Genomic DNA, 24,006 nt, shown 5'->3' on the forward strand with positions numbered 1-24,006 from the left:
CGCGCTTGAGAAATTGTCATTTGCCTGGGCAAAACATTACCGAACCGACAGGGGCAAAGAAGTGTTGGCGAACCGGCCGCAGATCACGTGATCTGATTGTGACCTTTAGGGGCGAATCAGTGCTTCTCGGGACCGACGTAGTACTCGAAGATCAGTCCCGCAACCGACGCAAGGACGAACGTCACGCCCGCGGCGATCAGCCAGTTCAGCCACAGCGCGATACCGACCGCGGTCACCGAGGCCGACAGCGCGACCAGGATCGGCCACCAGCTGTGCGGGCTGAAGAAGCCCAATTCGCCTGCTCCGTCGCTGATCTCGGCGCCCTCGTAGTCCTCGGGCCGAGTATCGATGCGGCGCGCCACGAACCGGAAGAAGGTGGCCACGATCAACGCCAGTCCGCCGGTCAGTGCCAGCGCGGTCGTGCCCGCCCATTCCTCACCGCCGGTGGCGAAAAGTGCTGTCAGCACCGCATAAAGCACCGAAACCACAATGAAAAACCCGGCGACGACTTCGAAAAGCCTGGCTTCAATATGCATTTGGTGTCCTAACCTACTGACTGCCGGCCAACTGGCCGCGGCGGGTGTCGAACGGATGGGTGGTCACCGCGAGCGGCGCCTGACCGATCGCCTGCAATGCCTGCGCGTTGCTCTTTCCATCGATCCGCTGCTGCAGGTAAGCCTTGAAGTCGTTGGGCGGCACCACCCGAACCTCGAAGTTCATCATCGAGTGATAGGTGCCGCAGAACTCGGCGCAGTGCCCGACGAAAGCCCCGGGCTTGCTGATGTCGTCGACCTGGAAGACGTTCACCGAGTTGTTCGCCTCAGGGTTGGGCATCACATCGCGCTTGAACAGGAATTCCGGCACCCAGAACGTGTGCACCACGTCCGCGGACGCCAACCGGAACTGGATGCGCTTGCCGGTGGGCAACACCAGCACCGGGATTTCGTCGCTGCTTCCCAGGATTTCGACCTTGTCGAAGTTCAGGTACGTCCGGTCCGAGGTGTTGAGCCCGCGGACCGGGCCGACGAGTTCCTCGCCGTGGGCGTCCTTGCCTTCGGGCCTGGAGACCATCGCGTTCTTGCGCGCCTGGTCGGCACCGTCGTAGGTCAGCGTGCCGTCCTTGAAATCGACGCGCTGGTAGCCGAACTTCCAGTTCCACTGGAACGCCGTGACGTCGACCACCACCTCGGGGTCCTTGTCGACGTGCAGCATCTTCTCCTGCACCACCACGGTGAAGTAGAACAACACCGAGATGATCAGGAACGGTGTCACCGTCAGCACCAGCTCCAGCGGCATGTTGTAGCCGAACTGGCGAGGCAGCTCGGTGTCGGTGGCCTTCTTCCGGTGAAAGGCGGACGCCCAGAAGATCAGGCCCCACACGATGACCCCGACCACCAGCGAGGCGATCGTCGCTCCGACCCACAGCTCGCGGTTGAGCTGCGCCTGCGGGGTGATGCCCTTGGGCCAGCCCAGGCCCAGCACGTCCGACCAGCCGCATCCGCTCAGGGTCAGCGCCAGCACGCCGAACGTCGCGGCCAGCGCCAGCGGCCGCCGACGACGAGACAGACCCTGCCGAACGCCTCCGGAACGGCTGCCAAAAAGGCCCTGAAACCTGCCCTGCGACAAACGTTGCGAACGGACCTGCTCGCGAGGTGTCACGTCGGCGCCTCCTGCTCGGATATCGAATACTACGCAGCGTAGACCACGCCGCTGACCCGAGCGACGAAACCCCGGCCCGTCACGGGTGTGCGGCACCGCAATCGGCGGCCGAGTGCGGCATACTGGGGCGCCGTGTGTGGTCTGCTGGCGTTTGTCGCTGCCCCGGACAGTGCCGACGCCGCCCGGGCCGACGATGCCATCGCGCGCGCGTCGCATCTGATGCGCCATCGCGGGCCCGACGAGCCGGGCACGTGGACCGACCCGGGCGCCGACGGATCTGTCGTATTCGGCTTCAACCGGCTGTCGATCATCGACATCGCGCATTCGCACCAGCCCCTGCGGTGGGGCCCGCCGGAGGCGCCCGACCGCTACGTGCTGGTGTTCAACGGGGAGATCTACAACTATCTCGAGCTGCGTGACGAGCTGGCCACCGCGCACGGCGCGGTCTTCGCCACCGACGGTGACGGCGAGGCCATCGTCGCCGGCTACCACTACTGGGGCGCCGACGTGCTCACCCGGCTGCGGGGCATGTTCGCCTTTGCCCTGTGGGACACCGCGACACTCGAATTGTTCTGCGCCCGAGACCCTTTCGGCATCAAGCCGCTGTTCATGGCCACCGGCACCGGCGGCACGGCGGTCGCCAGCGAGAAGAAATGCCTGCTGGACCTGTCCGAGTTGGTCGGATTCGACACCCGGATCGATCAGCGGGCCGTGCAGCACTACACCGTCCTGCAGTACGTGCCCGAGCCGGAGACGCTGCACCGGGGCGTGCGCCGGCTCGAATCGGGCTGCTACGCGCGCATCCGGCCCGGGCGGCGGCCGGAGGTCACCCGCTACTTCGTGCCACGTTTCGCCGCCACGCCGATCACCCGCGACAGCGAACAGGCCCGCTACGACGAGATCACCGCGGTGCTCGAGGACTCGGTGGCCAAGCACATGCGCGCCGACGTCACCGTCGGGGCGTTTCTGTCCGGGGGCATCGACTCCACCGCCATCGCGGCGCTGGCCATCCGGCACAACCCCAAGCTGATCACGTTCACCACCGGTTTCGAGCGGGAGGGGTTCTCCGAGATCGACGTCGCGGTGGCCTCCGCCGAGGCGATCGGCGCCCGCCACATCGCCAAGGTGGTCCACCCGGACGAGTTCGTCGCCGCCCTGCCCGAAATCGTCTGGTACCTCGACGAGCCGGTGGCCGACCCCGCGCTGGTGCCGCTGTTCTTCGTCGCCCGGGAGGCCCGCAAGCACGTCAAGGTGGTGCTCTCCGGGGAGGGCGCCGACGAGCTGTTCGGCGGCTACACGATCTACCGGGAACCGTTGTCGCTCAAGCCGTTCGACTACCTGCCGCGTCCGCTGCGGCGCTCGATGGGCAAGGTGTCCAAGCCGCTGCCTGAGGGGATGCGCGGCAAGAGCCTGCTGCACCGCGGCTCGCTGACGCTCGAGGAGCGCTACTACGGCAACGCCCGCAGCTTCTCCGACGCCCAGCTGCGCGACGTGCTGCCCGGCTTCCGCGAGCAATGGACCCACACCGACGTCACCGCCTCGGTGTACGCCGAGTCGGCCGGCTGGGACCCGGTGGCCCGCATGCAGCACATCGACTTGTTCACCTGGCTGCGCGGCGACATCCTGGTCAAGGCGGACAAGATGACGATGGCCAATTCGCTGGAGCTGCGGGTGCCGTTCCTGGATCCCGAGGTGTTCGCCGTCGCCTCGCGGCTGCCGGTCGAGGCCAAGATCACCCGCACCACCACCAAGTACGCGCTGCGACGGGCCCTGGAGCCGATCGTTCCGGCGCACGTGCTGCACCGGCCCAAGCTCGGGTTCCCGGTGCCGATCCGGCACTGGTTGCGCGCGGGCGCATTGCTGGACTGGGCCTACGGGTTGGTGGCGTCCTCACAAGGGGGGCAGGCCGGTCACCTCGTCGACCTGGCCGCCGTCCGGCGGATGCTCGACGAGCACCGCAACGGCGCCAGCGATCACAGCCGCCGGCTTTGGACGCTGCTGATCTTCATGCTCTGGCACGCGATCTTCGTCGAACACAGCGTGGTCCCGCAGATCAGCGAGCCGCACTACCCCGTGCAGCTCTAGTGCGAGCTCGCCGAGCGTAACGGCACTGCGAAATTTCGAGCCGGATATCGCAGTGTGGTTACGCTCGCGGGTTACCGGGCACTCAGGCCAGCACGCTGGCGATCTCGTTGGCCGCGTCGTCGCCGTAGGCGCCGGCCAGCCGGCTCACCGCGGTCTCGCGGTTCCAGTCCCACTCCTGGGTCCCGGTCGATTCCAGCACCAGCACGGCGACCAGCGAGCCCAGCTGCGCGGAGCGCTCCAGGCTCAGGCCGGCGCTGCGCCCGGTGAGGAAGCCGGCCCGGAACGCATCGCCGACGCCGGTGGGGTCGGTCTGGCTGGTCTCGGGCACGACGCCGACGTGCGTCGTCGTCCCGTCGGGCTCGACGATGTCCACGCCCTTGGGGCCCAGTGTGGTCACCCGCAGGCCGACCTTGCCCTGCACGTCGGCCTCCGACCAGCCGGTCTTGTTGAGCAGCAGCTCCCACTCGTAGTCGTTGGTGAACAGGTAGGCGGCACCGTCGACCAGCTTGTCGATCTCCCCGCCGGACAGGCGGGGCAGCTGCTGGGACGGGTCGGCGGCGAAGGGCAGACCGAGTTTGCGGCACTCCTCGGTGTGCACCACCATCGCGTCGGGGTCGTTGGCTCCGATGATCACCAGGTCCGGCTCACCGATGGACGACACCACGTCGGCGAGCTTGATGTTGCGGGCCTCGGACATGGCGCCCGGGTAGAACGACGCGATCTGGGCCATGTCGACGTCGGTGGTGCAGGTGAAACGCGCGGTGTGCGCCGTCTTGGAGATCAACACGTTGTCGCAGTTGACGCCGTGCGACTGCAGCCACTGTCGGTAGCCGTCGAAGTCATTGCCGGCCGCGCCCACCAGTGCCACGTCACCGCCGAGCACGCCGATGGCGTAGGCGATGTTTCCCGCCACGCCGCCGCGGTGAATCACCAGGTCGTCGACCAGAAAACTGAGCGATACCTTCTGCAAGTGCTCAGCCAGCAGGTGCTCGGAAAATTTGCCCGGGAACCGCATCAAGTTGTCGGTCGCAATCGAACCGGTCACCGCGATCGTCACGAATGTCTCCGCCCTTCTTTAGTAAGGTTAGCTAGCTTACGCACGCGTCCGAACCGTCGCTGTGTCCACGGTCGGCGCGAAGCGGTGCGCTAGCCTCCCTAGGGAACTCGCTCAAGTCGCCGGGACCACGATGCTCGGTCGGGGTATCCCGCACGCAGTCCCGTCTACCACCGTAGGAGAACCACGATGGCAGGTCCGCACTCGCCGAACCACACTGTCGGCGGCGGACCCAGCGGACCCGAGCCCCCAGCCGAATCTCAGCCACTCGATTTCCCCGACGGCCCCCGCGCAGGCGGCGCGGCTCCCGCCAATTATGCCGGGCAGCCACCCCTGCCGATGCCCTACCCGCAGCGACGATCCAAGCGGCGGCTGATCATCGGCATCCTGTTGGCCGTCGCCGTGGTGGCCGCGCTGACCGTGGCGATCGTCTACGGCGTTCGCACCAACGGGGCCAACACCGGGGCCACATTCTCCGAAGGGGCCGCGAAGACGGCCATCCAGGGGTACCTGGACGCACTTGACCATCGCGACATCCAGGAGATCGAACGCAACGCGCTGTGCGGCATGTACGACGCCGTCCGCGACAAACGGTCCGACCAGGCGCTGGCCAAGCTGAGCAGCGACGCGTTCCGCAAGCAGTTTTCCGAGGTCGAGGTGACCTCGATCGACAAGATCGTGTACCTGTCGCAGTACCAGGCCCAGGCGCTGTTCACCATGCGGGCATCGCCCGCGGCCGGGGGCCCGTTGCGCGGCGAACTGCAGGGCATCGCCCAGCTGCTGTTTCAGCGGGGCCAGATCATGGTCTGCTCGTACGTGCTCCGCACCGGGGGCTCGTACTGAGCGCGATCCGCTCGCGCGGTTACCCGGTCAGTTGAACGAGTCGCCGCAGGCGCACGAACCGCTGGCGTTGGGGTTGTCGATCGTGAAGCCCTGCTTCTCGATGGTGTCGACGAAATCGATGGACGCGCCTTCCACGTAGGGCGCGCTCATCCGGTCCACCGTCAACCTCACGCCGCCGAAGTCGGCGGTCAGGTCGCCGTCCAGCGCCCGGTCGTCGAAGAAGAGGTTGTAGCGCAGGCCCGCGCACCCGCCCGGCTGGACCGCGATACGCAACGCCAGGTCGTCCCGTCCCTCCTGGTCGAGCAGGGATTTTGCCTTGTTGGCGGCGGCCTCGGTCAGGATCACGCCGTGGGTCTTGACGTTCGACTCGTTTTGCACCGTCATTGCTTCTCCTACATGCCTCATTGTTGGGTGGGTCCGTTCAGGTTCGAGCCCGCTGTCATCGCGTTAGGCGGCCCGATCCGCCCGGAGGAAGCCCACTGCATCAACGGTACCTTGCGGGACCGCTATTCCCGAGTCGCGCCGCCACCACCGATGCCAGACCCATGAGCTGATTGGCCGCATCGGCCTGCGCCAGCCGCACCGATCCGGCGTGATCGGCGATGGACAGGGCGGACATGATGCCCGCCGAGCGCACCGTGGCGTTGTCCAGAACGACCTGGCCGGCCAGCACGATCACCGGCACTGACCGCGGCCGGGCCGCGTCCGCGAGAAAGCCCACCACCTTGCCGTGCAGCGACTGCTCGTCGAACCGGCCCTCTCCGGTGACGATCAGCTCCGCCACGTCCAGATCGTCGGCCAGGCGGGTGTGATGGGCGATGATGGCCGCGCCCGACTCGCACCGGCCGCCCAGAGCCAGCAGCCCTGCGCCGATGCCGCCGGCCGCAGCCGCGCCCGGTTCGGCGCTCACGTCGCGTCCCGCGACCGCTTCCAGGATCAGCGCCCACGCCTGGAGGCGCACTTCCAGCGCCGCGACGGTGACCGTGTCCGCCCCCTTCTGCGGCCCGAACACTCTGGCCGCGCCCCACGGTCCGAGCAGGGGGTATTCGGTGTCGGAGGCGGCGACGAGCTCCACGTTGGCCAGTTGGCGGCGGGCGGAATCCAGGCCGCCAAGCTCGGCGATCATGCCCTGCCCGCCGTCGGTGCACGCGCTGCCGCCCAGCCCGACCACGATCCGCGTGGCCCCCGCCCGCAGCGCCTCGGCGATCAGCTGCCCCACTCCCCTGCTGTGAGCCGCCATCGCGGTCTCCGGGGTGGGTGGACCGCCCAGCAGGGCCAGTCCGCACGCCTGCGCGCATTCCAGGTAGGCGGTCGTCGTGGCGGGGTCGAACACCCATTCGGCCTCGACCATGGTGGACAACGGCCCGGACACCCGGAGCCGCCGCATCTTGCCCCCCAGCCGGCTGGCGAGCACCTCGACGAAGCCGGGGCCGCCGTCGGACTGCGGAGCGACGATGAACCGATCGCCCGGGCGGCTGCGGGTCCACCCGGTCGCGATGGCCGCCGCTGCCTCCACGGCCGTCATGCTGTCGCCGTAGCAATCCGGAGCCACCAGCACGAGCATGGCGGGCAGCTGCAGACGGCCGGGAGCGAGGCCCAAGGCAGCAACGTCCGAGGCCATCGACCCGTCGTCCATCACCGGTAGCCGTTCATCACTGGTAAGAGTAGGGCCAAGTGAGGTGCTGACGCAGGTCTAATAGCAAGGCATTCCAAGCCAATTCCGGGACGAGCCATTCGCGAAGTAACCTGGCCTCTGTGAAGTTGATGGGCCGTAAGAAGGGCCAGGACGAGGACGTTGCCGAGGGCGCGGCCGCGCTCGATGCCGCCGACGCCCCCGAGACGACGTCTCGCGGGTCGCGTGGGACGAGCCCCAAGGGCCGGCCCACGCCCAAGCGCGACAAAGCGCGGGGCACCGCCCGCAAGGGGCCGGTCGCGCCCGCACCGATGACCGCGTCGGAGGCGCGGGCCCGCCGCAAATCGCTGGCAGGCCCCAAGCTCAGCCGCGAGGAGCGCAAGGCCGACCGGGCCGCCAGCCGCGCCAGGATGTCGAATCGCCGGGAGCACATGATGGCCGGCGACGAGGCATACCTGTTGCCGCGTGACCAGGGCCCGATCCGGCGCTACGTGCGCGACGTGGTGGATTCCCGGCGCAACCTGCTGGGCCTGTTCATGCCGGCGACGCTGTTCTTGATGTTCGCCATGTTCACCACCCCGCAGCTGCAGCTTTACGTCTCTCCGGCGATGCTGCTGCTGATGGGCGTGATGATGGTCGACGGGCTCCTGCTGGGCCGCAAGGTGAGCAAGCTGGTGGACGCGAAGTTCCCTGACAACACCGAAAGCCGGTGGAAGCTGGGCCTGTACGCCGCCAGCCGGGCGTCGCAGATGCGACGGTTGCGGACGCCGCGGCCCCAAGTCCAGCGCGGCAGCGATGTCAAGTAGACGCCGCCGGAAAGCCGCCTGAGCGCGGTGCGCACGCTGGTGCTCGGCGGGATCCGGTCGGGCAAATCCCGGTGGGCCGAGGACGCCATCGCCGGGGCGCTGCCGGCCGGCCAACCGGTTTGCTACCTGGCCCCCGGGCCGACCGGTGAGGACGACGCGGCCTGGGCGGACCGGGTCGCCGAGCACCGCGGCCGTCGACCCGGGCATTGGTCGACAGTCGAAACCGACGACATCCCAGGCCAATTGCGCGGGTCGCCGGACACCCCCACGCTCGTCGATGACCTGGGCGCCTGGCTGACCGGCACGCTCGATCACCACGGGTGGGCCGGCGGGTCGGTAACGACGCCGATCGATGAGTTGCTCGCCGCGGTCAGCGCCTTCAAATCCACGCTGGTGCTGGTCAGCCCGGAGGTCGGGTTGGCCGTCGTCCCGGCCACCGCGTCCGGGCGCCGGTTCGCCGACGAACTGGGCAGCCTCAATCAGCGCGTCGCCGAACTCTGCGACCGGGTGGTGCTGGTGGTGGCCGGGCAGGCGGTACCGATCAAGCCGTCGGTGGACTGATGGAATTCGCCCCGGTATCGCCGCCTGATGCGGGCGTCGCCGCGGCCGCCCGCGCCCGCCAGGACACGCTGACCAAGCCAAGGGGCGCGCTGGGCCGCCTCGAGGACCTGTCGGTGTGGATCGCGTCGTGTCAAGGGCATTGCCCGCCAAGGCAATTCGAGCGCGCCCGGGTGGTGGTGTTCGCCGGTGACCACGGTGTCGCCAAATCGGGGGTGTCGGCGTACCCACCGGAGGTGACCGCTCAGATGGTCGCCAACTTCGATGCCGGCGGGGCGGCGATCAACGTCCTGGCCGACATCGCCGGCGCGACGGTGCGTGTGGCGGACCTCGCGGTGGCGGGCGATGCGCTGACCGACCGGATCGGCGCCCACAAGGTGCGGCGCGGCAGCGGTGATATCACCGTCGAGGACGCGCTGACCGACGACGAGACCGTCGCCGCGATCGCCGCGGGCCGGGCCATCGCCGACGAGGAGGTCGACGCAGGCGCCGACCTGCTCATCGCCGGGGACATGGGGATCGGGAACACCACGCCGGCCGCGGTGCTGGTGGCGGCGCTGACGAACGCCGAACCCGTCGCGGTGGTGGGCTTCGGCACCGGCATCGACGACGCCGGATGGGCGCGCAAGACGGCCGCGGTGCGCGATGCCCTGTTCCGGACACGGCTCGTGCTGCCCGACCCGGTCGCGCTGCTGCGCCGCGGCGGCGGCGCCGACCTGGCCGCGATGGCGGGCTTCTGCGCGCAGGCCGCGGTGCGGCGCACCCCGTTGCTGCTCGACGGGATGGCGGTGACGGCCGCCGCGTTGGTTGCCGAGCGACTGGCTCCAGGCGCCCGGTTGTGGTGGCAGGCCGGTCATCGGTCCACAGAGCCCGGTCATGCCCTGGCGCTGGCCGAGCTTGGCCTGGAGCCGATTCTCGATCTGCGGATGCGGCTGGGTGAGGGAAGCGGCGCCGCGCTGGCGCTGCCGGTGCTGCGCGCCGCCGTGGCCACGCTGACGTCGATGGCCACGTTCACACAGGCCGGGGTGTCCGACCAGGCTGCTCCCCCGCTGTGATGCGTTCGCTGGCAACGGCTTTCGCGTTCGGTACGGTGCTGCCCGTCCCACGTTCGCAGGGCGCCCCGATGGGCCGCGGGGCCATGACGGCGCTGCCGGTGGTGGGCGCCGTCTTGGGCGTACTGGCGGCCGCGGTGACGTGGGGCGGGGTGTGGGCCTTCGGCCCGTCCAGTCCGCTATCCGGCCTGCTCACGGTCGCGGCGCTGCTGCTGGCCAGCCGCGGCCTGCACGTCGACGGTGTCGCCGATACGGCCGACGGGCTGGGCTGTTACGGGCCGCCGGAGCGCGCCCTGGCGGTGATGCGCGACGGGTCGACCGGGCCGTTCGGCGCGGCGGCCGTCGTCTTGGTGATCGCGCTGCAGGGGCTGGCCTTCGCGGCGCTCGGGGCGGCGGGCAGGCCGGGGCTCGTCGGCATCGCCGTGGCGATCTTCGCCGGCCGGGTCGCCGCGGTGCTGGCCTGTCGCCGGTCGGTGCCGGCGGCCGAGGGCAGCACCCTGGGCGCCCGGGTCGCCGGCAGCCAGCCGGTGATCGTGGTGGCGGCCTGGGTCGCGGTGCTGCTCGCCGTCTCGCTTGCGGGCGGACCGCGGCCGTGGCAGGGGCCGGTCGCGGTGCTGGCGGGTCTGTGCTGCGGCGCGGTGTTGGTGCGGCACTGCGTTCGCCGATTCGGCGGCATCACGGGTGACGTGCTGGGTGCCGCCATCGAGCTGACCACGACGGTGGGCGCCGTGGTGCTCGCCGGACTGGTGCGGTTCTAGCCGCGAGCGTGAAGCTGGCTTCACGCTCGGGTGCGAATGTGAAGCCAGCTTTACATTCGACCGCGCGCTTAGCCCAGCCGGGCCATCCAGCCGTGGGTGTCGGCGAAGGTCCCCCGCTGGATCCCGGTCAACGTGTCGCGCAGCGCCATTGTCACTTCACCGGGCTGCCCGTCGGCGACGGTGAAGTCGGTATCGCCGTACTTCACTTGCGAGACCGGGGTGATGACGGCGGCGGTGCCGCAGGCGAACACCTCGGTGATCTCGCCGGCGGCGGCCTTCTTCTGCCATTCGTCGATGTCGATCTTGCGTTCCTCGACGGAGAATCCGGCGTCAATTGCCAACTGCAGCAACGAATCCCGGGTGATCCCCGGCAGCAGCGAACCGGATAGCTCGGGGGTGACCAACCGCGCCGACCCGCCGCTGCCGAACACGAAGAAGATGTTCATGCCGCCCATCTCTTCGACGAAGCGCCGTTCGACGGCGTCCAGCCACACCACCTGGTCGCACTCGTGCGCGGCAGCCTCGGCCTGCGCCAGCAGGGAGGCGGCGTAGTTGCCACCGAACTTGGCCGCGCCGGTGCCACCCGGGCTCGCCCGCACGTATTCCGTCGACACCCACACGGTGACGGGGCTGATGCCGCCCTTGAAGTACGCCCCGGCCGGTGACGCGATCAGCAGGTAGCGGTACCGCTTGGACGGCCGCACGCCCAACCCGGGCTCAGTGGCGATGATGAACGGCCGCAGATACAGCGCCTCTTCGCCCCCGGCGGCGGGGACCCAGGGCTTGTCGACGGCGACCAGCTGGCACAGCGAGCCCATGAACAGTTCGTAGGGCAGTTCGGGCATGGCGAGCCGCCGCGCCGACGACCGCAGCCGCGCGGCGTTGGCCTCGGCGCGAAACGACACGACCGAGCCGTCCGCCCAGCGGTATGCCTTGAGCCCTTCGAAGATCTCCTGCGCGTAGTGCAGCACGATCGCCGACGGGTCCAGCTCGATCGGGCCGTACGGGATGACGCACGCGTTGTGCCAACCCCGTTCGTCGTCGTAGTCGATCGACACCATGTGGTCGGTGAAGTATTTGCCGAAACCGGGCTCGGCCAGGATGGATTCACGTTCGGCGTCGGAAGCGGGGTTGGCCGAGCGTGAAACCGTGAACTCAAGGGAGCCGCTGGTCATGGGGCCGATTGTATATCCGCCTGCGACCGGGCTTTTCACCTGAACCGGCGGCACTAACGGGTTTTCGGTTCGACGAAGGGCGGCCGCACGACTTCACACTCGGCGGCGCGCCCGCGGATGTCGACGGTGACGTGCTGGCCGTCCTCGACCCCGGCGTCGGCGTCGATCAGCGCCAGCCCGATGCCGACTTGCAGAGTCGGGGAGAAAGTTCCCGACGTGGTGACCCCGACCGGCGTCTCGCCGGCAAGCACCGTCAGACCGGGGCGCAGCACACCGCGGCCGACCATCCGCAGGCCGCGCAGCAGCCGCCGCGGTCCCGACGCCTTCTCCGCCAGCAGCGCGTCCCGGCCGAAGAACGCGTCCTTCTTCCAGCCGATCGCCCAGCCGCATCGGGCCTGCAGCGGCGAAATGTCCAGGGCCAGTTCATGCCCGTGCAGCGGGTAGCCCATCTCGGTGCGCAGCGTGTCGCGCGCGCCCAGGCCGGCGGGCTCGCCGCCCGCAGCGCCGACCGCCGCGGCCAGCGCGTCGAACACCACGCCCGAGGATTCCCACGGCGGCAGCAGTTCGTAGCCGTGTTCCCCGGTGTATCCGGTCCGGCACACCCGCACCGGCACCCCCGCATAGGTGGCGTCGGCGTAGCCCATGTAATCCATGTCGGTCGGCAGGCCCAGGCCGCCGAGCACGTCCGCCGAACGCGGGCCCTGCACCGCCAGCACCGCGTAGGAGCGATGCTCGTTGGTGATCGTCAGGCCGGCCCCCAAACCGGCCTCAGCGGCCGCCTGCAGCACCTCGACCACCGCGGCGGTGTTGGCCGCATTGGGCACCAGAAAGATCTCGTCGTCGTCGACGTAGTAGGCGATCAAGTCGTCGACGACGCCGCCGGATTCGGTGCAGCACAACGTGTATTGCGCCTTGCCCGGCCCGATGCGGCTCAAGTCGTTGGTCAGGGTCGAGTTGACGAATTCGGCCGCGCCCGGTCCGCGGATCAACGCCTTGCCGAGGTGGCTGACGTCGAACAGGCCGACCGCGTTGCGGGTGGCGTTGTGCTCGCTGACGGTGCCGGCGTACGACACCGGCATCAGCCAGCCGCCGAACTCAGCGAAACTGGCCCCCAACTCGCGGTGGCGGTCTTCCAACGGGCCATGCTGTAGGTCATCGGTCACGACGGTTCACCCTAATCGCGGGTGCTGGCACACTTGGGTGGGTGGTCGATTCCCCGGACTTCGAAGCGCTTGAGGCTGCCGGAATCGCTGATCCGCGCGCGCGAGCCGACCTGATCAAGTACCTGGACGACCTCGGCTTCACCGTCGACGAAATGGTGGAAGCCGAACAGCGCGGACGGCTGTTCGGGCTTGCCGGGGACGTCCTGCAATGGTCGGGGCGCCCGATCCACACGATGGCGACCGCGGCAGACCAACTCGGCTTGTCGCCCGAGGAAGTCACCCACGCGTGGGGCTTGCTCGGCCTGACGGTCGCCGGCCCCGACGTTCCGGCGCTGAGCCAGGCCGACGTCGATGCGCTGGCGACCTGGGTCGCCTTGAAGGCGGTGGTGGGTGAGGACGGCGCGTTCGGACTGCTGCGGGTGCTCGGTGCCGCGATGGCCCGGCTCGCGGAGGCCGAGTCGACGGCGATCCGGGCCGGGACGCCGGACATCCAGATGACCTACACCAACGACGAGCTCGCCACGGCGCAGGCGTACCGCGCGGTCGCGGAGTTTGTCCCCCGGATTTCAGCGCTGATCGACGTCGTTCACCGCCACCATCTGACCGGCGCCCGAACCCACTTCGAAGGGGTCCTTCGCGACACCTCGGCAACCGTGGTGTGCGGCATCGGTTTTGCGGATCTGTCCGGCTTCACCGTGCTCACCCGTGCGCTGACTCCGGCGCAGCTTTCGGACTTGCTCAACGAGTTCGCGGGGACCGTCGCAGACGTGGTGCATCGCGATGGCGGCCGGGTGGTGAAGTTCATCGGTGACGAGGTGATGTGGGTGAGCGCGTCGCCCGAACGCCTCGCCAAGGCGGCGCTCGATCTCGTCGACCATCCGCGGGCGCGCGAGGAGGGGCTGCAGGTCCGTGCCGGCCTCGCGTACGGCACCGTCCTGGCGATCAACGGGGACTACTTCGGCAGTCCGGTCAACCTGGCGGCGCGTCTGGTCGGGGCCGCGGCCCCGTGCCAGATCCTGGCCGATTCGGCCCTGCACGAGCAATTGCCGGACTGGCCGGCGACGGCCCGTGGCCCCTTTGACCTCAAGGGTTTTGACGCGCCCACCATCGCCTTCGAGCTGCACGGTGGGGACGCCGCCGACCTCAGCGCGGGCTCCGCCAATTAGGGTAAATGCCCGTGCCCACCGAATTGAGCTATGAAAGCCCCTCCGTAAACGTCGCCACATCGCTGCCGAAACGCGGGGCGGGCTCTTCGGTATTGATCGTGCCGGTCGTCTCGACCGGCGACGAGGACCGGCCGGGGGCGGCCGTTGCCTCCGGCGAGTCACTGCTGCCGGCGGATGCGGTCGCCGAAATCGAATCCGGCCTGCGCGCCCTGGACGCCACCGGCGGCAGTGAGCAGGTCCACCGCCTGGTGGTGCCGTCGCTGCCGGTGTCCAGTGTGCTGACGATCGGCCTGGGTAAACCGCGACCGGAGTGGTCCGCCGATACGATCCGTCGCGCCGCGGGTGTGGCGGCGCGATCGGTGGGCACCGCCGAGGCGGTGATCACCACGCTGGCCGGGTTGCCGGGCGCCGACGTCTGCTCGGCGACCGTCGAGGGACTGATCCTGGGCAGCTACCGGTTCACCGAATTCCGCAGCGGCAAGACCGCGCCGAAAGACAAAGGGCTGCGCAAGATCACCGTGCTGTCCGCTTCGAAGGACGCCAAAGCGGCCAGCGCGCACGGCGCGGCCGTGGCGACCGCGGTGGCCACCGCTCGCGACTTCGTCAACACGCCGCCGAGTCACTTGTTTCCGGCCGAATTCGCCAAGCGCGCAAGGGCTTTGGCCGAATCCGTGGGCCTCGAGGTGGAGGTGCTCGACGAAAAGGCGTTACAGAAGGCCGGCTACGGTGGCGTGATCGGCGTCGGCCAGGGCTCGTCGCGGCCGCCGCGGCTGGTGCGGCTGACCCACCGGGGTTCGAAGCTGGCCAAGAAGTCGAAGCAGGCAAAGCGGGTGGCGCTGGTCGGCAAGGGCATCACGTTCGACACCGGCGGTATCTCGATCAAGCCGGCGGCGTCGATGCACCACATGACCTCGGACATGGGCGGCGCGGCCGCGGTCATCGCCACGGTGACGCTGGCCGCGCAGCTGCGGTTGCCGATCGACGTGATCGCCACCGTGCCGATGGCCGAGAACATGCCGTCGGGTACGGCGCAGCGTCCGGGCGACGTGCTGACGCAGTATGGCGGAATCACCGTCGAGGTGCAGAACACCGACGCCGAGGGCCGGCTCATCCTGGCCGACGCCATCGTGCGGGCGTGCGAGGACAACCCGGACTACCTGATCGAGACGTCCACGTTGACCGGCGCGCAGACGGTAGCGTTGGGCGCCCGGATCCCCGGGGTGATGGGCAGCGACGAGTTCCGCGACCGGGTCGCCGCGATCTCGCAGCGGGTGGGCGAGAACGGCTGGCCGATGCCGCTGCCCGACGAACTCAAGGACGACCTGAAGTCCACGGTGGCCGACCTGTCGAACATCAGCGGCCAGCGCTTCGCCGGCATGCTGGTGGCCGGGGTGTTCCTGCGCGAGTTCGTCGCCGACGGCGTGGGTTGGGCACACATCGACGTGGCCGGCCCGGCGTACAACACCAGCGGCCCGTGGGGCTACACGCCTAAGGGCGCCACCGGTGTGCCGACCCGCACCATGTTCGCGGTGCTCGAGGACATAGCCGAGAACGGCTAGCCCGCCTCCCGGCGCGCACAGCCCACCGAGCGTCACGCCAGTGTGTCGCCCGCCAGGGCGGCACCCTCAGCGCGGCGTCGGAGCCTCACTTCGTCAGCAACGAGAAGACGGCTCGCTTCACCTTGCGGCGCGGCCAGCCGCTCACCCGGGTCGACTTGGGGTTTACCGGCCACCTGCAGCGGCTAATCTCCCACCGGTCGAAAACCCGGACGGCGAAAGGCGAGATCGTGACGGTACGACGGTTGATCCTCGGTGTGGGTGCGGTACTTTTGCTGGCCGGTGTGATCGGGCTATTGGCGCCGGTGTCGATTTCCGACGGCAACGGCCACTCCATCGGGTGCGGGAACGCCGTCGCCACGGATCTGTCAGCGGCCAGAAGCGCGAACAACAGCAGCGTGGCGAACATCCCGATTCTCAATCAGGTCGTTCCGCACACCGACTATGTGGCGCAGTGCCAGTCGTCGGTGGGCAGCAGGCGCATGTGGTCGATCCCGCTGGCGGTCGTCGGACTTATCGCGATCGGCGGGACGTTGCTGACGGGCCGCCAGGGCGCGGCGCGGGCGGGTACCTAGGTCCGGGTCAGATCACCCGCATCCGCGCGGCGTTACGCAGGCCTTGCGGCGCCAGACGCGAAAGGCCATACAGCGCATAGGCTTCCGGTGCGACCGGGCGAATCGGCTTCTTCTTCTTGACCGACGACAGGATCGCGTTGGCGACCTTGTCGGGGCCGTAGTGTCGCAGCGCGAACATCTTGCCCAGCTGGCCGCGGCGTCCGTCGACCTGTTCGCCCTTTCCCGCGGGCGCGTCGAACCGGGTGGTGTTGATGATGTTGGTGTCGATGACGCCGGGGCAGATCGTGGTCAGCCCCACGCCGGCGGTGTCGAGTTCGGCGCGCAGGCAGTCGGAGAACATGTAGGTCGCCGCCTTGGACGTGCAGTAGGCGTTCAGCGACTGCAGCGGGGCGTAGGCGGCCATCGACGACACGTTGACGATGTATCCGCCGGTGCCGCGCTCCACCAGCCGCCGCGCGAATGACCGGCACCCGTTGACCACGCCACCGAGGTTGACGTCGAGCACCCGGTCGAACTGCTCGGCCGGGGTGTCCAGGAATCCCCCGGCCTGCCCGATGCCGGCGTTGTTGACCACGATGTCGGGCACCCCGTGCTGGCCGCTGACGCGCTCGGCGAACACCTCCACGGCCTGGGCGTCGGACACGTCGAGCACGTAGGCGTGCGCGACGCCGCCGCGGGTGGCGATCTCGGCGGCCGTGGCCTTGACGGCCGCTTCGTCGATGTCGCTGATGACCAGCTCGGCGCCCTCCCGCGCGAACGCGAACGCCGTCTCGCGGCCGATTCCGCTGCCGGCGCCGGTGACCGACACCAGGGTGTCGCCGAAAGACCCGCGGGGACGTCCGACCTGCGCGCGCAGCAGCGCGCGGCTGGGCGGCTTGCCCTCGGCCAGATCGGCGAAATCGTGCACCGCCGCGGCCATCACCTGCGGGTGGGACATCGGCGAGAAGTGACCGGCCTTGATGTCGCGCCGCCACAGCCGGGGCACGAAGCGGGGCGTGTGGTCGTAGCCGTACGGCCGCACGTACTTGTCCTTGGTGTTGACGATCAACTGCACCGGCACGTCGACGACGTGGATGCCTTCCCTACGACCGGAGAACGAGCGAAAGTAGTTGGCGGGATAGGTCTTCACCGAACGGGCGGCGTCGCGGGCCAGGTGGGGCGAGTGGTGGATCTGCTCGTCCGGAATCTTGTCGACCGCGTTGCGCCGAAGCGCCGGGATCGACAGCGTCAGCCGAAGGAACAGCGGCGCGAGCACCGGGATCGAGAAGAGCAGCATGTAGGTGAATCGCAGCACCTGGCTGATCGCCCGGGCGAAGGTGCGTGGGCGCCAGGGCCGCCGCAGACCGCTGAAGATGTAGTCGACCAATTGGTCCTGGCTCGGACCGGACACCGACGTGAACGTGGCGACCCGATCGCCGGCACCGGGCCGCTTCAGGTAGTGCCACACGCCCACCGAGCCCCAGTCGTGGGCAAGTACCTGCACGGGCCGGCCGGGGCTGAGCTCGCCGGTCACCGCGGCAAAATCGTCGGCGAAGCGGTCCATGGTGTACGCCGACACCGGCTTGGGCACCGAGGACTCACCGACGCCCCGGTTGTCGTACCGAAGGATGCGGAACCGGTCGGCCAGCAGCGGCACGACACCGTCCCACAGCACGTGCGAGTCGGGGAAGCCGTGCACCAGCACTACGGTGGGGCCCTCGGGGTTGCCCTCTTCGTAGACCGCGATTCGCGCGCCGTCGGCGCTGTCGACGAAATGCTGGATTAGCTGTTGTGTTGATGCCGGCATCGGGACCTCCCCGCTTGAACTGCAGTGGCCACACCGTAGCAAGGGTGTTCGGGCCGTCCCGGCAACCGCTGCGCGGTCCGCCCTGAATGTGTGCCGGCGCCGACGCAGTGACAGGATAGTTTTGGATAGCTACCTCGAACGGCTAGCGAGATGTTCGACCCACCCCGACCCACAAGCGATCGAGGAGTCAGAAACGATGGCCTTCTCCGTCCAGATGCCGGCACTCGGTGAGAGCGTCACCGAGGGGACGGTCACCCGCTGGCTCAAGCAGGAAGGCGACACGGTCGAACTCGACGAACCCCTCGTCGAGGTGTCCACCGACAAGGTCGACACCGAAATCCCGTCGCCCGCGGCCGGTGTGCTGACCAAGATCGTCGCCCAGGAGGACGACACCGTCGAGGTGGGCGGCGAACTGGCCGTCATCGGCGACTCGGCGGAGGGCGGCGGTTCGGAGGCGGCCCCGCAGGCGCCCAGCCAGCCGGAGCCGCAGGCCGAAACCGCCCCGCAGGCCGAACCGGAGCCCGAGCCCCAAGCGGCGGCACCGGCCCAGCCGGAGCCCGAGCCCCAGCCCGAGCCCGCCCGGCAGAGTTCCGGTGGCGGCGACGCGACCCCGGTGTTGATGCCCGAGCTCGGCGAGTCCGTGGCCGAGGGCACGGTGACCCGCTGGCTGAAGAAGGTCGGCGACTCGGTCGGAGTTGACGAGGCGCTGGTGGAGGTGTCGACCGACAAGGTGGACACCGAGATTCCGTCACCGGTGGCCGGCGTCCTGGTCAGCATCACCGCCGAGGAGGATGCCACCGTGCCGGTCGGCGGCGAGCTGGCGCGGATCGGCAGCGGTTCCGAGGCCGCGTCCGCTCCCACGCCCCCGCCGGCCCCCAAGCCGGAACCCAAGCCCGAGCCCAAGCCCGAACCCAGGGCCGAGGCCAAGCTCGAACCGCAGCCGGTCTCGCAGCCCGAGCCGACACCGGCTCCGAAAGCCCAACCGGCGCAGGCGCGACCGGCGGCCGAGCCCAGCGGCTCGGGCCCGAACGGCGCGCCGTACGTGACGCCGCTGGTGCGCAAACTCGCCACCGAGAACGACATCGATCTGGCCGAGATCACCGGCACCGGGGTCGGTGGCCGCATCCGCAAGCAAGACGTGCTCGCCGCGGCGGAGGAGAAGCAACGGCAGAAGCAGGCCCAGAAAGCGCCCGCGGCGCCGCAGGCACCCGCGGCCGCGCCGGCCGTGGACGGCAAGGCGGCTCCGGCGGCCACGCCGGCGCCGGCGCTGGCACACCTGCGCGGCACCACGCAGAAGGCCAGCCGGATCCGCCAGATCACCGCGAACAAAACTCGGGAATCCCTGCAGGCCACGGCCCAGCTAACCCAGACGCACGAGGTCGACATGACCAGGATCGTCGGGTTGCGGGCCAGGGCGAAGTCCGCCTTCGCCGAACGCGAGGGGGTGAACCTGACCTTCCTGCCATTCATCGCCAGGGCGGTGATCGACGCGCTGAAGATCCACGCCAACATCAACGCCAGCTACAACGAGGACACCAAGGAGATCACCTACTACGACGCCGAACATCTCGGCTTCGCCGTCGACACCGAGCAGGGGCTGCTCTCCCCCGTGATCCACAACGCCGGCGACCTGTCGCTGGCCGGACTGGCCCGGGCGATCGCCGACATCGCCGCGCGTGCCCGGTCGGGCGACCTCAAACCCGACGAGCTGTCCGGCGGCACCTTCACCATCACCAACATCGGCAGCCAGGGCGCGTTGTTCGACACCCCCATCCTGGTTCCGCCGCAGGCCGCCATGCTGGGCACCGGGGCGATCGTGAAGCGGCCCCGGGTGATCGTCGACGAATTCGGCAACGAGTCCATCGGCGTCCGCTCCATCTGTTATCTCCCGCTGACCTATGACCATCGGCTCATCGACGGCGCTGATGCCGGACGCTTCCTCACCACGATCAAGCACCGGCTCGAAGAGGGAGCGTTCGAGGCCGACTTGGGTCTTTAGGAGGGCTGGCGAACCGTGGGCAAACCCGTCATCGCCATAGCGGGTTCGTCCGGCCTGATCGGATCCGCCCTGACCGCGGCGCTGCGTGCGGCCGACCACCGGGTGTTACGCATCGTCCGCCGGGCACCGTCGAATTCCGACGAATTGCACTGGCACCCCGAGAGCGGCGAATTCGACGTCGACGCGATCAGCGACGTCGACGCCGTCGTCAACCTGTGCGGTGTCAACATCGGCCAGCGACGCTGGTCGGGCGCCTTCAAGCAGAGCCTGCGGGACAGCCGCATCGCTCCCACCGAAGTCCTGGCGCACGCCGTCGCCGAGGCCGGTGTGGCGACCCTGATCAACGCCAGCGCCGTGGGCTACTACGGGAACACCAGAGACCGCGTGGTCGACGAAAACGACCGTGCGGGAAGGGGTTTCCTGGCCCAGCTGTGCGAAGACTGGGAAGCCGCCACGCTGCCGGCCCAATACGGTGGCGCGCGGGTGGTGCTGGCCCGCACGGGGCTGGTGTTCGCGCCCGCGGGCGGTGCGTTGGGGCGGTTGCGGCCGTTGTTCCGGACGGGCCTCGGCGCCCGGCTGGGCAGTGGCCGTCAATACATGTCCTGGATCACCCTGGAAGACGAGGTGCGGGCGCTGCTGTTCGCGATCTCCAATACCGGGCTGTCCGGCCCGGTGAACATGACCGGGCCCGCGCCGGTCACCAACGCCGAATTCACCACCGCGTTCGGCCGCGCGGTCAACCGTCCGACCCCGTTGATGCTGCCGGGCTTCGCGGTGCGGGCCGCGCTGGGAGAGTTCGCCGACGAGGGTGTGCTCATCGGCCAGCGCGCCATCCCGTCCGCGCTGGAGCGGGCCGGTTTCCAGTTCCACCACAACACCATTGGCGAGGCGCTCGGCTACGCCACCGCCGGGCGCGACCACGACTAGCGGTAGTCCGGCCTGCGGCGTGGTTGCCCGGCGAGTAGCGTCGCGAACGTGATGGAATCCATCCGGTCCAGCCGGGCCGCGATCGAGGTCCGCCAGCTCGGAACCGTCGAATACCGCGCCGCGTGGCAGCTGCAGCGCGAGCTGGCCGACGCCAGGGTCGCCGGCGGCCGCGACACACTCCTCCTGCTGGAGCACCCGCCGGTCTACACCGCGGGGCGGCGCACCGAGCCGCACGAACGACCGGTGAACGGCACCCCCGTCGTCGACACCGACCGTGGCGGCAAGATCACCTGGCATGGCCCGGGGCAACTGGTCGGGTATCCGATCATCGGCCTGGGTGAGCCGCTCGACGTGGTGAATTACGTTCGCCGCCTCGAGGAGGCGCTGATCAAGGTGTGCGGTGAGTTGGGCTTGGAGACGTGCCGGGTGCACGGCCGGTCCGGGGTGTGGGTGCCGGGCGGCAGGTCCTCCCAGGGCAAGCCCGACCGTAAGGTTGCCGCCATCGGCGTTCGGGTCTCTCGCGCGACAACCCTGCATGGGTTCGCACTGAACTGCGACTGCGACCTCGATGCGTTCACCACGATCGTGCCGTGTGGCATCAGCGACGCCGGCGTGACGTCGCTGTCGGCCGAGCTGGGGCGTCCGGTGGTGGTCGAGGATGTCCGCGCGGCCGTCGCCGGCGCCGTCTGCGACGCCCTCGACGGCGCCCTGCCGGTCCGGGAACACCCCGGTACGCGCGTAGCATCGGCCATGTGACTGCCGCACCCGAAGGACGCAAACTCCTGCGCCTCGAGGTCCGCAACGCGCAAACTCCGATCGAACGCAAGCCGCCGTGGATCAAGGTCCGGGCCCGGATGGGACCCGAGTACACCCAGTTGAAGGGCCTGGTCCGCCGCGAGGGGCTGCACACGGTCTGCGAAGAAGCCGGCTGCCCCAACATCTTCGAGTGCTGGGAGGACCGGGAAGCCACCTTCCTGATCGGTGGTGACCAGTGCACCCGGCGCTGCGACTTCTGCCAGATCGACACCGGGAAGCCCGCCGCCCTGGACCGCGACGAGCCGAGACGCGTCGCCGACAGCGTGCGGACCATGGGACTGCGTTACGCCACCATCACCGGGGTGGCCCGCGATGACCTGCCCGACGGCGGGGCCTGGTTGTACGCCGAGACGGTGCGCGCCATCAAAGAGCTCAACCCTTCAACCGGCGTGGAGCTCTTGATCCCCGACTTCAACGGGGAGCCCGCGCGGCTTGCCGAGGTGTTCGAAGCACGCCCGGAAGTGTTGGCGCACAACGTCGAAACCGTGCCCCGCATCTTCAAGCGGATCCGACCCGCCTTCAGCTACCAGCGCAGCCTGGACGTCATCACCGCGGCGCGCGACTTCGGGTTGGTCACCAAGAGCAACCTGATCCTCGGGCTGGGCGAAACCCCCGACGAGGTGCGCACCGCGCTGGCCGATCTGCGGGGCGCCGGCTGCGACATCGTCACCATCACCCAATACCTACGTCCGTCGACGCGTCACCACCCGGTCGAGCGCTGGGTGCGGCCAGAGGAGTTCGTCGAGTTCGCCCGGCACGCCGAGGGGCTGGGCTACTCCGGGGTGCTGGCCGGCCCGCTGGTGCGGTCGTCCTACCGGGCGGGCCGGCTCTACGAGCAAGCCGCGCGGACGCGCGCCTGAAGATGCCGCGCGCCGTAGGCCCGATTGTTCCGCGGCGCCGGTACGTATTCTTTGACTATGGCTAAACCCCGCAACGCCGCTGAGAACAAGGCCGCCCGAGCGCAGGCGCAGGCCGCGCGCAAGGCCGCCGCGAAGGAGCGCCGCGCCCAGTTGTGGCAGGCGTTCAACCTTCAGCGACGTGAGGACAAGCGCCTGCTGCCCTACATGATCGGCGCCTTCGTGCTGATCGTGGCCGTCTCGGTGGCGGTCGGCGTCTGGGCCGGCGGGCTGACGATGATCACGTTGATCCCGCTGGGCGTGGTACTGGGCGGGCTGGTGGCCTTCATCGTCTTCGGCCGCCGCGCCCAGAAGAGTGTCTACAGCAAGGCCGAGGGCCAAACCGGGGCGGCCGCATGGGCTTTGGACAACCTGCGCGGCAAGTGGCGGGTGACGCCGGGGGTGGCCGCCACGGGCCACCTCGACGCGGTGCACCGGGTCATCGGCCGGCCTGGCGTCATCTTGGTCGGCGAAGGGTCGTCGGCGCGGGTCCGGCCGCTGCTGGCCCAGGAGAAGAAGCGCACCGCGCGGCTGATCGGCGATGTGCCCATCTACGACTTCGTCGTCGGCAACGGCGAGGACGAGGTGCCGCTGTCCAAGTTGGAGCGCCACCTCAACCGCCTGCCGGCCAACATCACCGCCAAACAGATGGACACGCTGGAGTCCCGGTTGGCCGCGCTGGGGACGCGGGCCGGCGCCGCCGTCCTGCCGAAGGGACCGCTGCCCAACGCCGGCAAGATGCGCGGCGTGCAGCGCACCGTCCGCCGCAAGTAGCCGCGGCGATCGCAGGCGCAGCCGGGCGCTGGGGGTACCGCCCGCTTGCGGGGGACGGGTCGCCGCCGTCGGCTTCAGCGCCGCACGACCGCCGTCGCCGTCAGCCGATCCTGCAGGCCGCGACCATCCCAGTCGGTGAACAACGCGGGGACGACGGTGCCGACGAGCACACCCCGGACCACCGCGCGGACGATGCCGACCGACGCCCGCCCGCCGACGGTCACCACCTGCAGACCCAACACCAACTGCCCGGGCGTGAAGCCGAACAGCCGTACCGAGACCACGCCGAGCACGAACCAGATGGCCAGCACCGCCGTCGCCAACGTGTGTTCGGAGAAGAGGCCGAGGCGTAGGGCCAGCGCCGCCAGACCGTAGGAGATCAGCCAGTCGATCATCAGGGCGCCCAGCCGGCGTCCCATCGGGGCCAGGGATCCTGGCCCGCTTTCCGGCAGTCCCAGCCTTTCGCCCGGGTATGCGGATCGCGATTCCGGCGTCATCGGCCGAGACCAGAGTTCAGGTCCCCGATTTGCATGGCCCGGGACGGCAAGCGAACGCTGCGCTCCGGCGCCGGACCAGATACGATCTTGCGATCCATGGCCCCACAATAGAACCCGCTGCCGATGCCGCCTCTTTTGTGGATGACATGGGTCGCGTAACGTGCGCGCAACACGGGGTTGACTGCCAGGCAACATCTGCTCCATAGCGTCAGGCCGCGGATCTCACCA

The 24,006-nt window shown here is 69.3% G+C and carries 23 protein-coding genes; 14 read left to right on the top strand and 9 right to left on the bottom strand.

Going from position 1 to position 24,006, the window contains the following annotated elements; translation table 11 throughout:
* Positions 1-116: 116 nt before the first annotated feature.
* Together AWC17_RS11780 and ctaC are read right to left on the bottom strand one after the other, a co-directional pair.
* Complete coding sequence (locus AWC17_RS11780) at positions 117-536, bottom strand: cytochrome c oxidase subunit 4 (RefSeq protein ID WP_046185741.1); 420 nt, start codon at positions 534-536, stop codon at positions 117-119.
* A 13-nt stretch (positions 537-549) separates the two neighbouring features.
* Complete coding sequence (gene ctaC / locus AWC17_RS11785) at positions 550-1,659, bottom strand: aa3-type cytochrome oxidase subunit II (RefSeq protein WP_141224593.1); 1,110 nt, start codon at positions 1,657-1,659, stop codon at positions 550-552.
* A gap of 132 nt (positions 1,660-1,791) precedes the next feature.
* On the opposite strand from ctaC, the gene asnB reads away from it, so the two are divergent.
* Positions 1,792-3,744, top strand: coding sequence for an asparagine synthase (glutamine-hydrolyzing) (gene asnB / locus AWC17_RS11790; RefSeq protein WP_046185740.1), 1,953 nt, complete (start codon positions 1,792-1,794; stop codon positions 3,742-3,744).
* An 82-nt stretch (positions 3,745-3,826) separates the two neighbouring features.
* On the opposite strand, the gene AWC17_RS11795 is transcribed toward asnB, so the two are convergent.
* On the bottom strand, positions 3,827-4,801 hold the full coding sequence (locus tag AWC17_RS11795) for a carbohydrate kinase family protein (RefSeq protein WP_046185739.1): 975 nt from the start codon (positions 4,799-4,801) through the stop codon (positions 3,827-3,829).
* A gap of 186 nt (positions 4,802-4,987) precedes the next feature.
* Between AWC17_RS11795 and AWC17_RS11800 the strand changes: the two genes are divergently transcribed.
* On the top strand, positions 4,988-5,641 hold the full coding sequence (locus AWC17_RS11800) for an Rv0361 family membrane protein (RefSeq protein WP_046185738.1): 654 nt from the start codon (positions 4,988-4,990) through the stop codon (positions 5,639-5,641).
* A gap of 27 nt (positions 5,642-5,668) precedes the next feature.
* Here AWC17_RS11800 and AWC17_RS11805 read toward each other — a convergent pair whose 3' ends face one another.
* Together AWC17_RS11805 and AWC17_RS11810 are read right to left on the bottom strand one after the other, a co-directional pair.
* On the bottom strand, positions 5,669-6,025 hold the full coding sequence (locus tag AWC17_RS11805; protein ID WP_046185737.1) for a HesB/IscA family protein: 357 nt from the start codon (positions 6,023-6,025) through the stop codon (positions 5,669-5,671).
* 100 nt (positions 6,026-6,125) lie between these two features.
* Positions 6,126-7,205, bottom strand: a complete 1,080-nt coding sequence (locus AWC17_RS11810; RefSeq protein WP_046185743.1) for a glycerate kinase family protein — start codon at positions 7,203-7,205, stop codon at positions 6,126-6,128.
* Between the two features lie 191 nt (positions 7,206-7,396).
* On the opposite strand from AWC17_RS11810, the gene AWC17_RS11815 reads away from it, so the two are divergent.
* From AWC17_RS11815 to AWC17_RS11830, 4 genes are read left to right on the top strand one after another with little or no spacing between them, the layout of a single operon-like run.
* Complete coding sequence (locus tag AWC17_RS11815) at positions 7,397-8,080, top strand: DUF3043 domain-containing protein (protein ID WP_085164668.1); 684 nt, start codon at positions 7,397-7,399, stop codon at positions 8,078-8,080.
* 27 nt (positions 8,081-8,107) lie between these two features.
* The gene (locus AWC17_RS11820) at positions 8,108-8,641 is read left to right on the top strand and encodes a bifunctional adenosylcobinamide kinase/adenosylcobinamide-phosphate guanylyltransferase (protein WP_085164670.1); all 534 of its coding nucleotides are present in this window, start codon (positions 8,108-8,110) and stop codon (positions 8,639-8,641) included.
* Positions 8,638-9,693, top strand: coding sequence for a nicotinate-nucleotide--dimethylbenzimidazole phosphoribosyltransferase (gene cobT / locus AWC17_RS11825; RefSeq protein ID WP_167385575.1), 1,056 nt, complete (start codon positions 8,638-8,640; stop codon positions 9,691-9,693). Before AWC17_RS11820 ends, cobT begins: the two co-directional genes overlap by 4 nt.
* Positions 9,690-10,448, top strand: a complete 759-nt coding sequence (locus AWC17_RS11830; protein WP_046187095.1) for an adenosylcobinamide-GDP ribazoletransferase — start codon at positions 9,690-9,692, stop codon at positions 10,446-10,448. Before cobT ends, AWC17_RS11830 begins: the two co-directional genes overlap by 4 nt.
* Before the next feature lie 68 nt (positions 10,449-10,516).
* Here AWC17_RS11830 and AWC17_RS11835 read toward each other — a convergent pair whose 3' ends face one another.
* Both AWC17_RS11835 and gcvT read right to left on the bottom strand, forming a co-directional pair.
* Complete coding sequence (locus AWC17_RS11835; RefSeq protein ID WP_046187096.1) at positions 10,517-11,623, bottom strand: branched-chain amino acid aminotransferase; 1,107 nt, start codon at positions 11,621-11,623, stop codon at positions 10,517-10,519.
* Between the two features lie 53 nt (positions 11,624-11,676).
* Positions 11,677-12,786 (bottom strand): glycine cleavage system aminomethyltransferase GcvT, encoded by a 1,110-nt coding sequence (gcvT, locus tag AWC17_RS11840; protein WP_085164674.1) that lies wholly within the window; start codon positions 12,784-12,786, stop codon positions 11,677-11,679.
* Positions 12,787-12,827: 41 nt separating this feature from the next.
* Between gcvT and AWC17_RS11845 the strand changes: the two genes are divergently transcribed.
* From AWC17_RS11845 to AWC17_RS11855, 3 genes are all read left to right on the top strand, one after another.
* Entirely contained in the window at positions 12,828-13,952 is a 1,125-nt protein-coding gene (locus AWC17_RS11845) for an adenylate/guanylate cyclase domain-containing protein (RefSeq protein ID WP_046186629.1), read from the top strand.
* 11 nt (positions 13,953-13,963) lie between these two features.
* The gene (locus AWC17_RS11850) at positions 13,964-15,511 is read left to right on the top strand and encodes a leucyl aminopeptidase (RefSeq protein WP_141224594.1); all 1,548 of its coding nucleotides are present in this window, start codon (positions 13,964-13,966) and stop codon (positions 15,509-15,511) included.
* 227 nt (positions 15,512-15,738) lie between these two features.
* A complete protein-coding gene (locus AWC17_RS11855; protein WP_046186631.1) occupies positions 15,739-16,083 on the top strand; it encodes a hypothetical protein in 345 nt (114 codons plus the stop codon).
* A 7-nt stretch (positions 16,084-16,090) separates the two neighbouring features.
* Here the strand turns inward: AWC17_RS11855 and AWC17_RS11860 are convergent, their stop codons facing one another.
* Positions 16,091-17,869 (bottom strand): SDR family oxidoreductase, encoded by a 1,779-nt coding sequence (locus tag AWC17_RS11860; protein ID WP_085164676.1) that lies wholly within the window; start codon positions 17,867-17,869, stop codon positions 16,091-16,093.
* A gap of 196 nt (positions 17,870-18,065) precedes the next feature.
* On the opposite strand from AWC17_RS11860, the gene sucB reads away from it, so the two are divergent.
* Genes sucB through AWC17_RS11885 form a run of 5 tightly spaced genes read left to right on the top strand, consistent with a single transcriptional unit; the run spans position 18,066 to position 23,281 of the window.
* A complete protein-coding gene (gene sucB / locus AWC17_RS11865; protein ID WP_085164678.1) occupies positions 18,066-19,868 on the top strand; it encodes a 2-oxoglutarate dehydrogenase, E2 component, dihydrolipoamide succinyltransferase in 1,803 nt (600 codons plus the stop codon).
* 15 nt (positions 19,869-19,883) lie between these two features.
* Positions 19,884-20,795: a TIGR01777 family oxidoreductase gene (locus tag AWC17_RS11870; protein WP_046186062.1), complete on the top strand. Its 912-nt coding sequence runs from the start codon at positions 19,884-19,886 to the stop codon at positions 20,793-20,795.
* Positions 20,796-20,846: 51 nt separating this feature from the next.
* A complete protein-coding gene (gene lipB / locus AWC17_RS11875) occupies positions 20,847-21,551 on the top strand; it encodes a lipoyl(octanoyl) transferase LipB (RefSeq protein WP_046186061.1) in 705 nt (234 codons plus the stop codon).
* Positions 21,548-22,471: a lipoyl synthase gene (gene lipA / locus AWC17_RS11880; protein WP_046186060.1), complete on the top strand. Its 924-nt coding sequence runs from the start codon at positions 21,548-21,550 to the stop codon at positions 22,469-22,471. Before lipB ends, lipA begins: the two co-directional genes overlap by 4 nt.
* Positions 22,472-22,528: 57 nt before the next feature.
* Positions 22,529-23,281 carry a DUF4191 domain-containing protein gene (locus AWC17_RS11885; protein WP_046186059.1) on the top strand — a complete coding sequence of 251 codons (753 nt, stop codon included), beginning with the start codon at positions 22,529-22,531 and terminating at the stop codon, positions 23,279-23,281.
* A 74-nt stretch (positions 23,282-23,355) separates the two neighbouring features.
* On the opposite strand, the gene AWC17_RS11890 is transcribed toward AWC17_RS11885, so the two are convergent.
* On the bottom strand, positions 23,356-23,778 hold the full coding sequence (locus AWC17_RS11890; RefSeq protein ID WP_046186058.1) for an RDD family protein: 423 nt from the start codon (positions 23,776-23,778) through the stop codon (positions 23,356-23,358).
* Positions 23,779-24,006: the final 228 nt, after the last annotated feature.

This window comes from Mycobacterium nebraskense (assembly GCF_002102255.1).
Taxonomy (GTDB): Bacteria; Actinomycetota; Actinomycetes; order Mycobacteriales; family Mycobacteriaceae; genus Mycobacterium; species Mycobacterium nebraskense.

What these genes read in the sequence shown, in the direction of transcription:
- AWC17_RS11780 (WP_046185741.1), bottom strand. Translation starts at nt 536, where the DNA reads ATGCATATTGAAGCCAGGCTTTTCGAAGTCGTCGCCGGGTTTTTCATT.
- AWC17_RS11800 (WP_046185738.1), top strand. Translation starts at nt 4,988, where the DNA reads ATGGCAGGTCCGCACTCGCCGAACCACACTGTCGGCGGCGGACCCAGC.
- AWC17_RS11805 (WP_046185737.1), bottom strand. Translation starts at nt 6,025, where the DNA reads ATGACGGTGCAAAACGAGTCGAACGTCAAGACCCACGGCGTGATCCTG.
- AWC17_RS11810 (WP_046185743.1), bottom strand. Translation starts at nt 7,205, where the DNA reads ATGCTCGTGCTGGTGGCTCCGGATTGCTACGGCGACAGCATGACGGCC.
- AWC17_RS11835 (WP_046187096.1), bottom strand. Translation starts at nt 11,623, where the DNA reads ATGACCAGCGGCTCCCTTGAGTTCACGGTTTCACGCTCGGCCAACCCC.
- AWC17_RS11860 (WP_085164676.1), bottom strand. Translation starts at nt 17,869, where the DNA reads ATGCCGGCATCAACACAACAGCTAATCCAGCATTTCGTCGACAGCGCC.
- sucB (WP_085164678.1), top strand. Translation starts at nt 18,066, where the DNA reads ATGGCCTTCTCCGTCCAGATGCCGGCACTCGGTGAGAGCGTCACCGAG.
- lipB (WP_046186061.1), top strand. Translation starts at nt 20,847, where the DNA reads ATGGAATCCATCCGGTCCAGCCGGGCCGCGATCGAGGTCCGCCAGCTC.
- AWC17_RS11885 (WP_046186059.1), top strand. Translation starts at nt 22,529, where the DNA reads ATGGCTAAACCCCGCAACGCCGCTGAGAACAAGGCCGCCCGAGCGCAG.
- AWC17_RS11890 (WP_046186058.1), bottom strand. Translation starts at nt 23,778, where the DNA reads ATGACGCCGGAATCGCGATCCGCATACCCGGGCGAAAGGCTGGGACTG.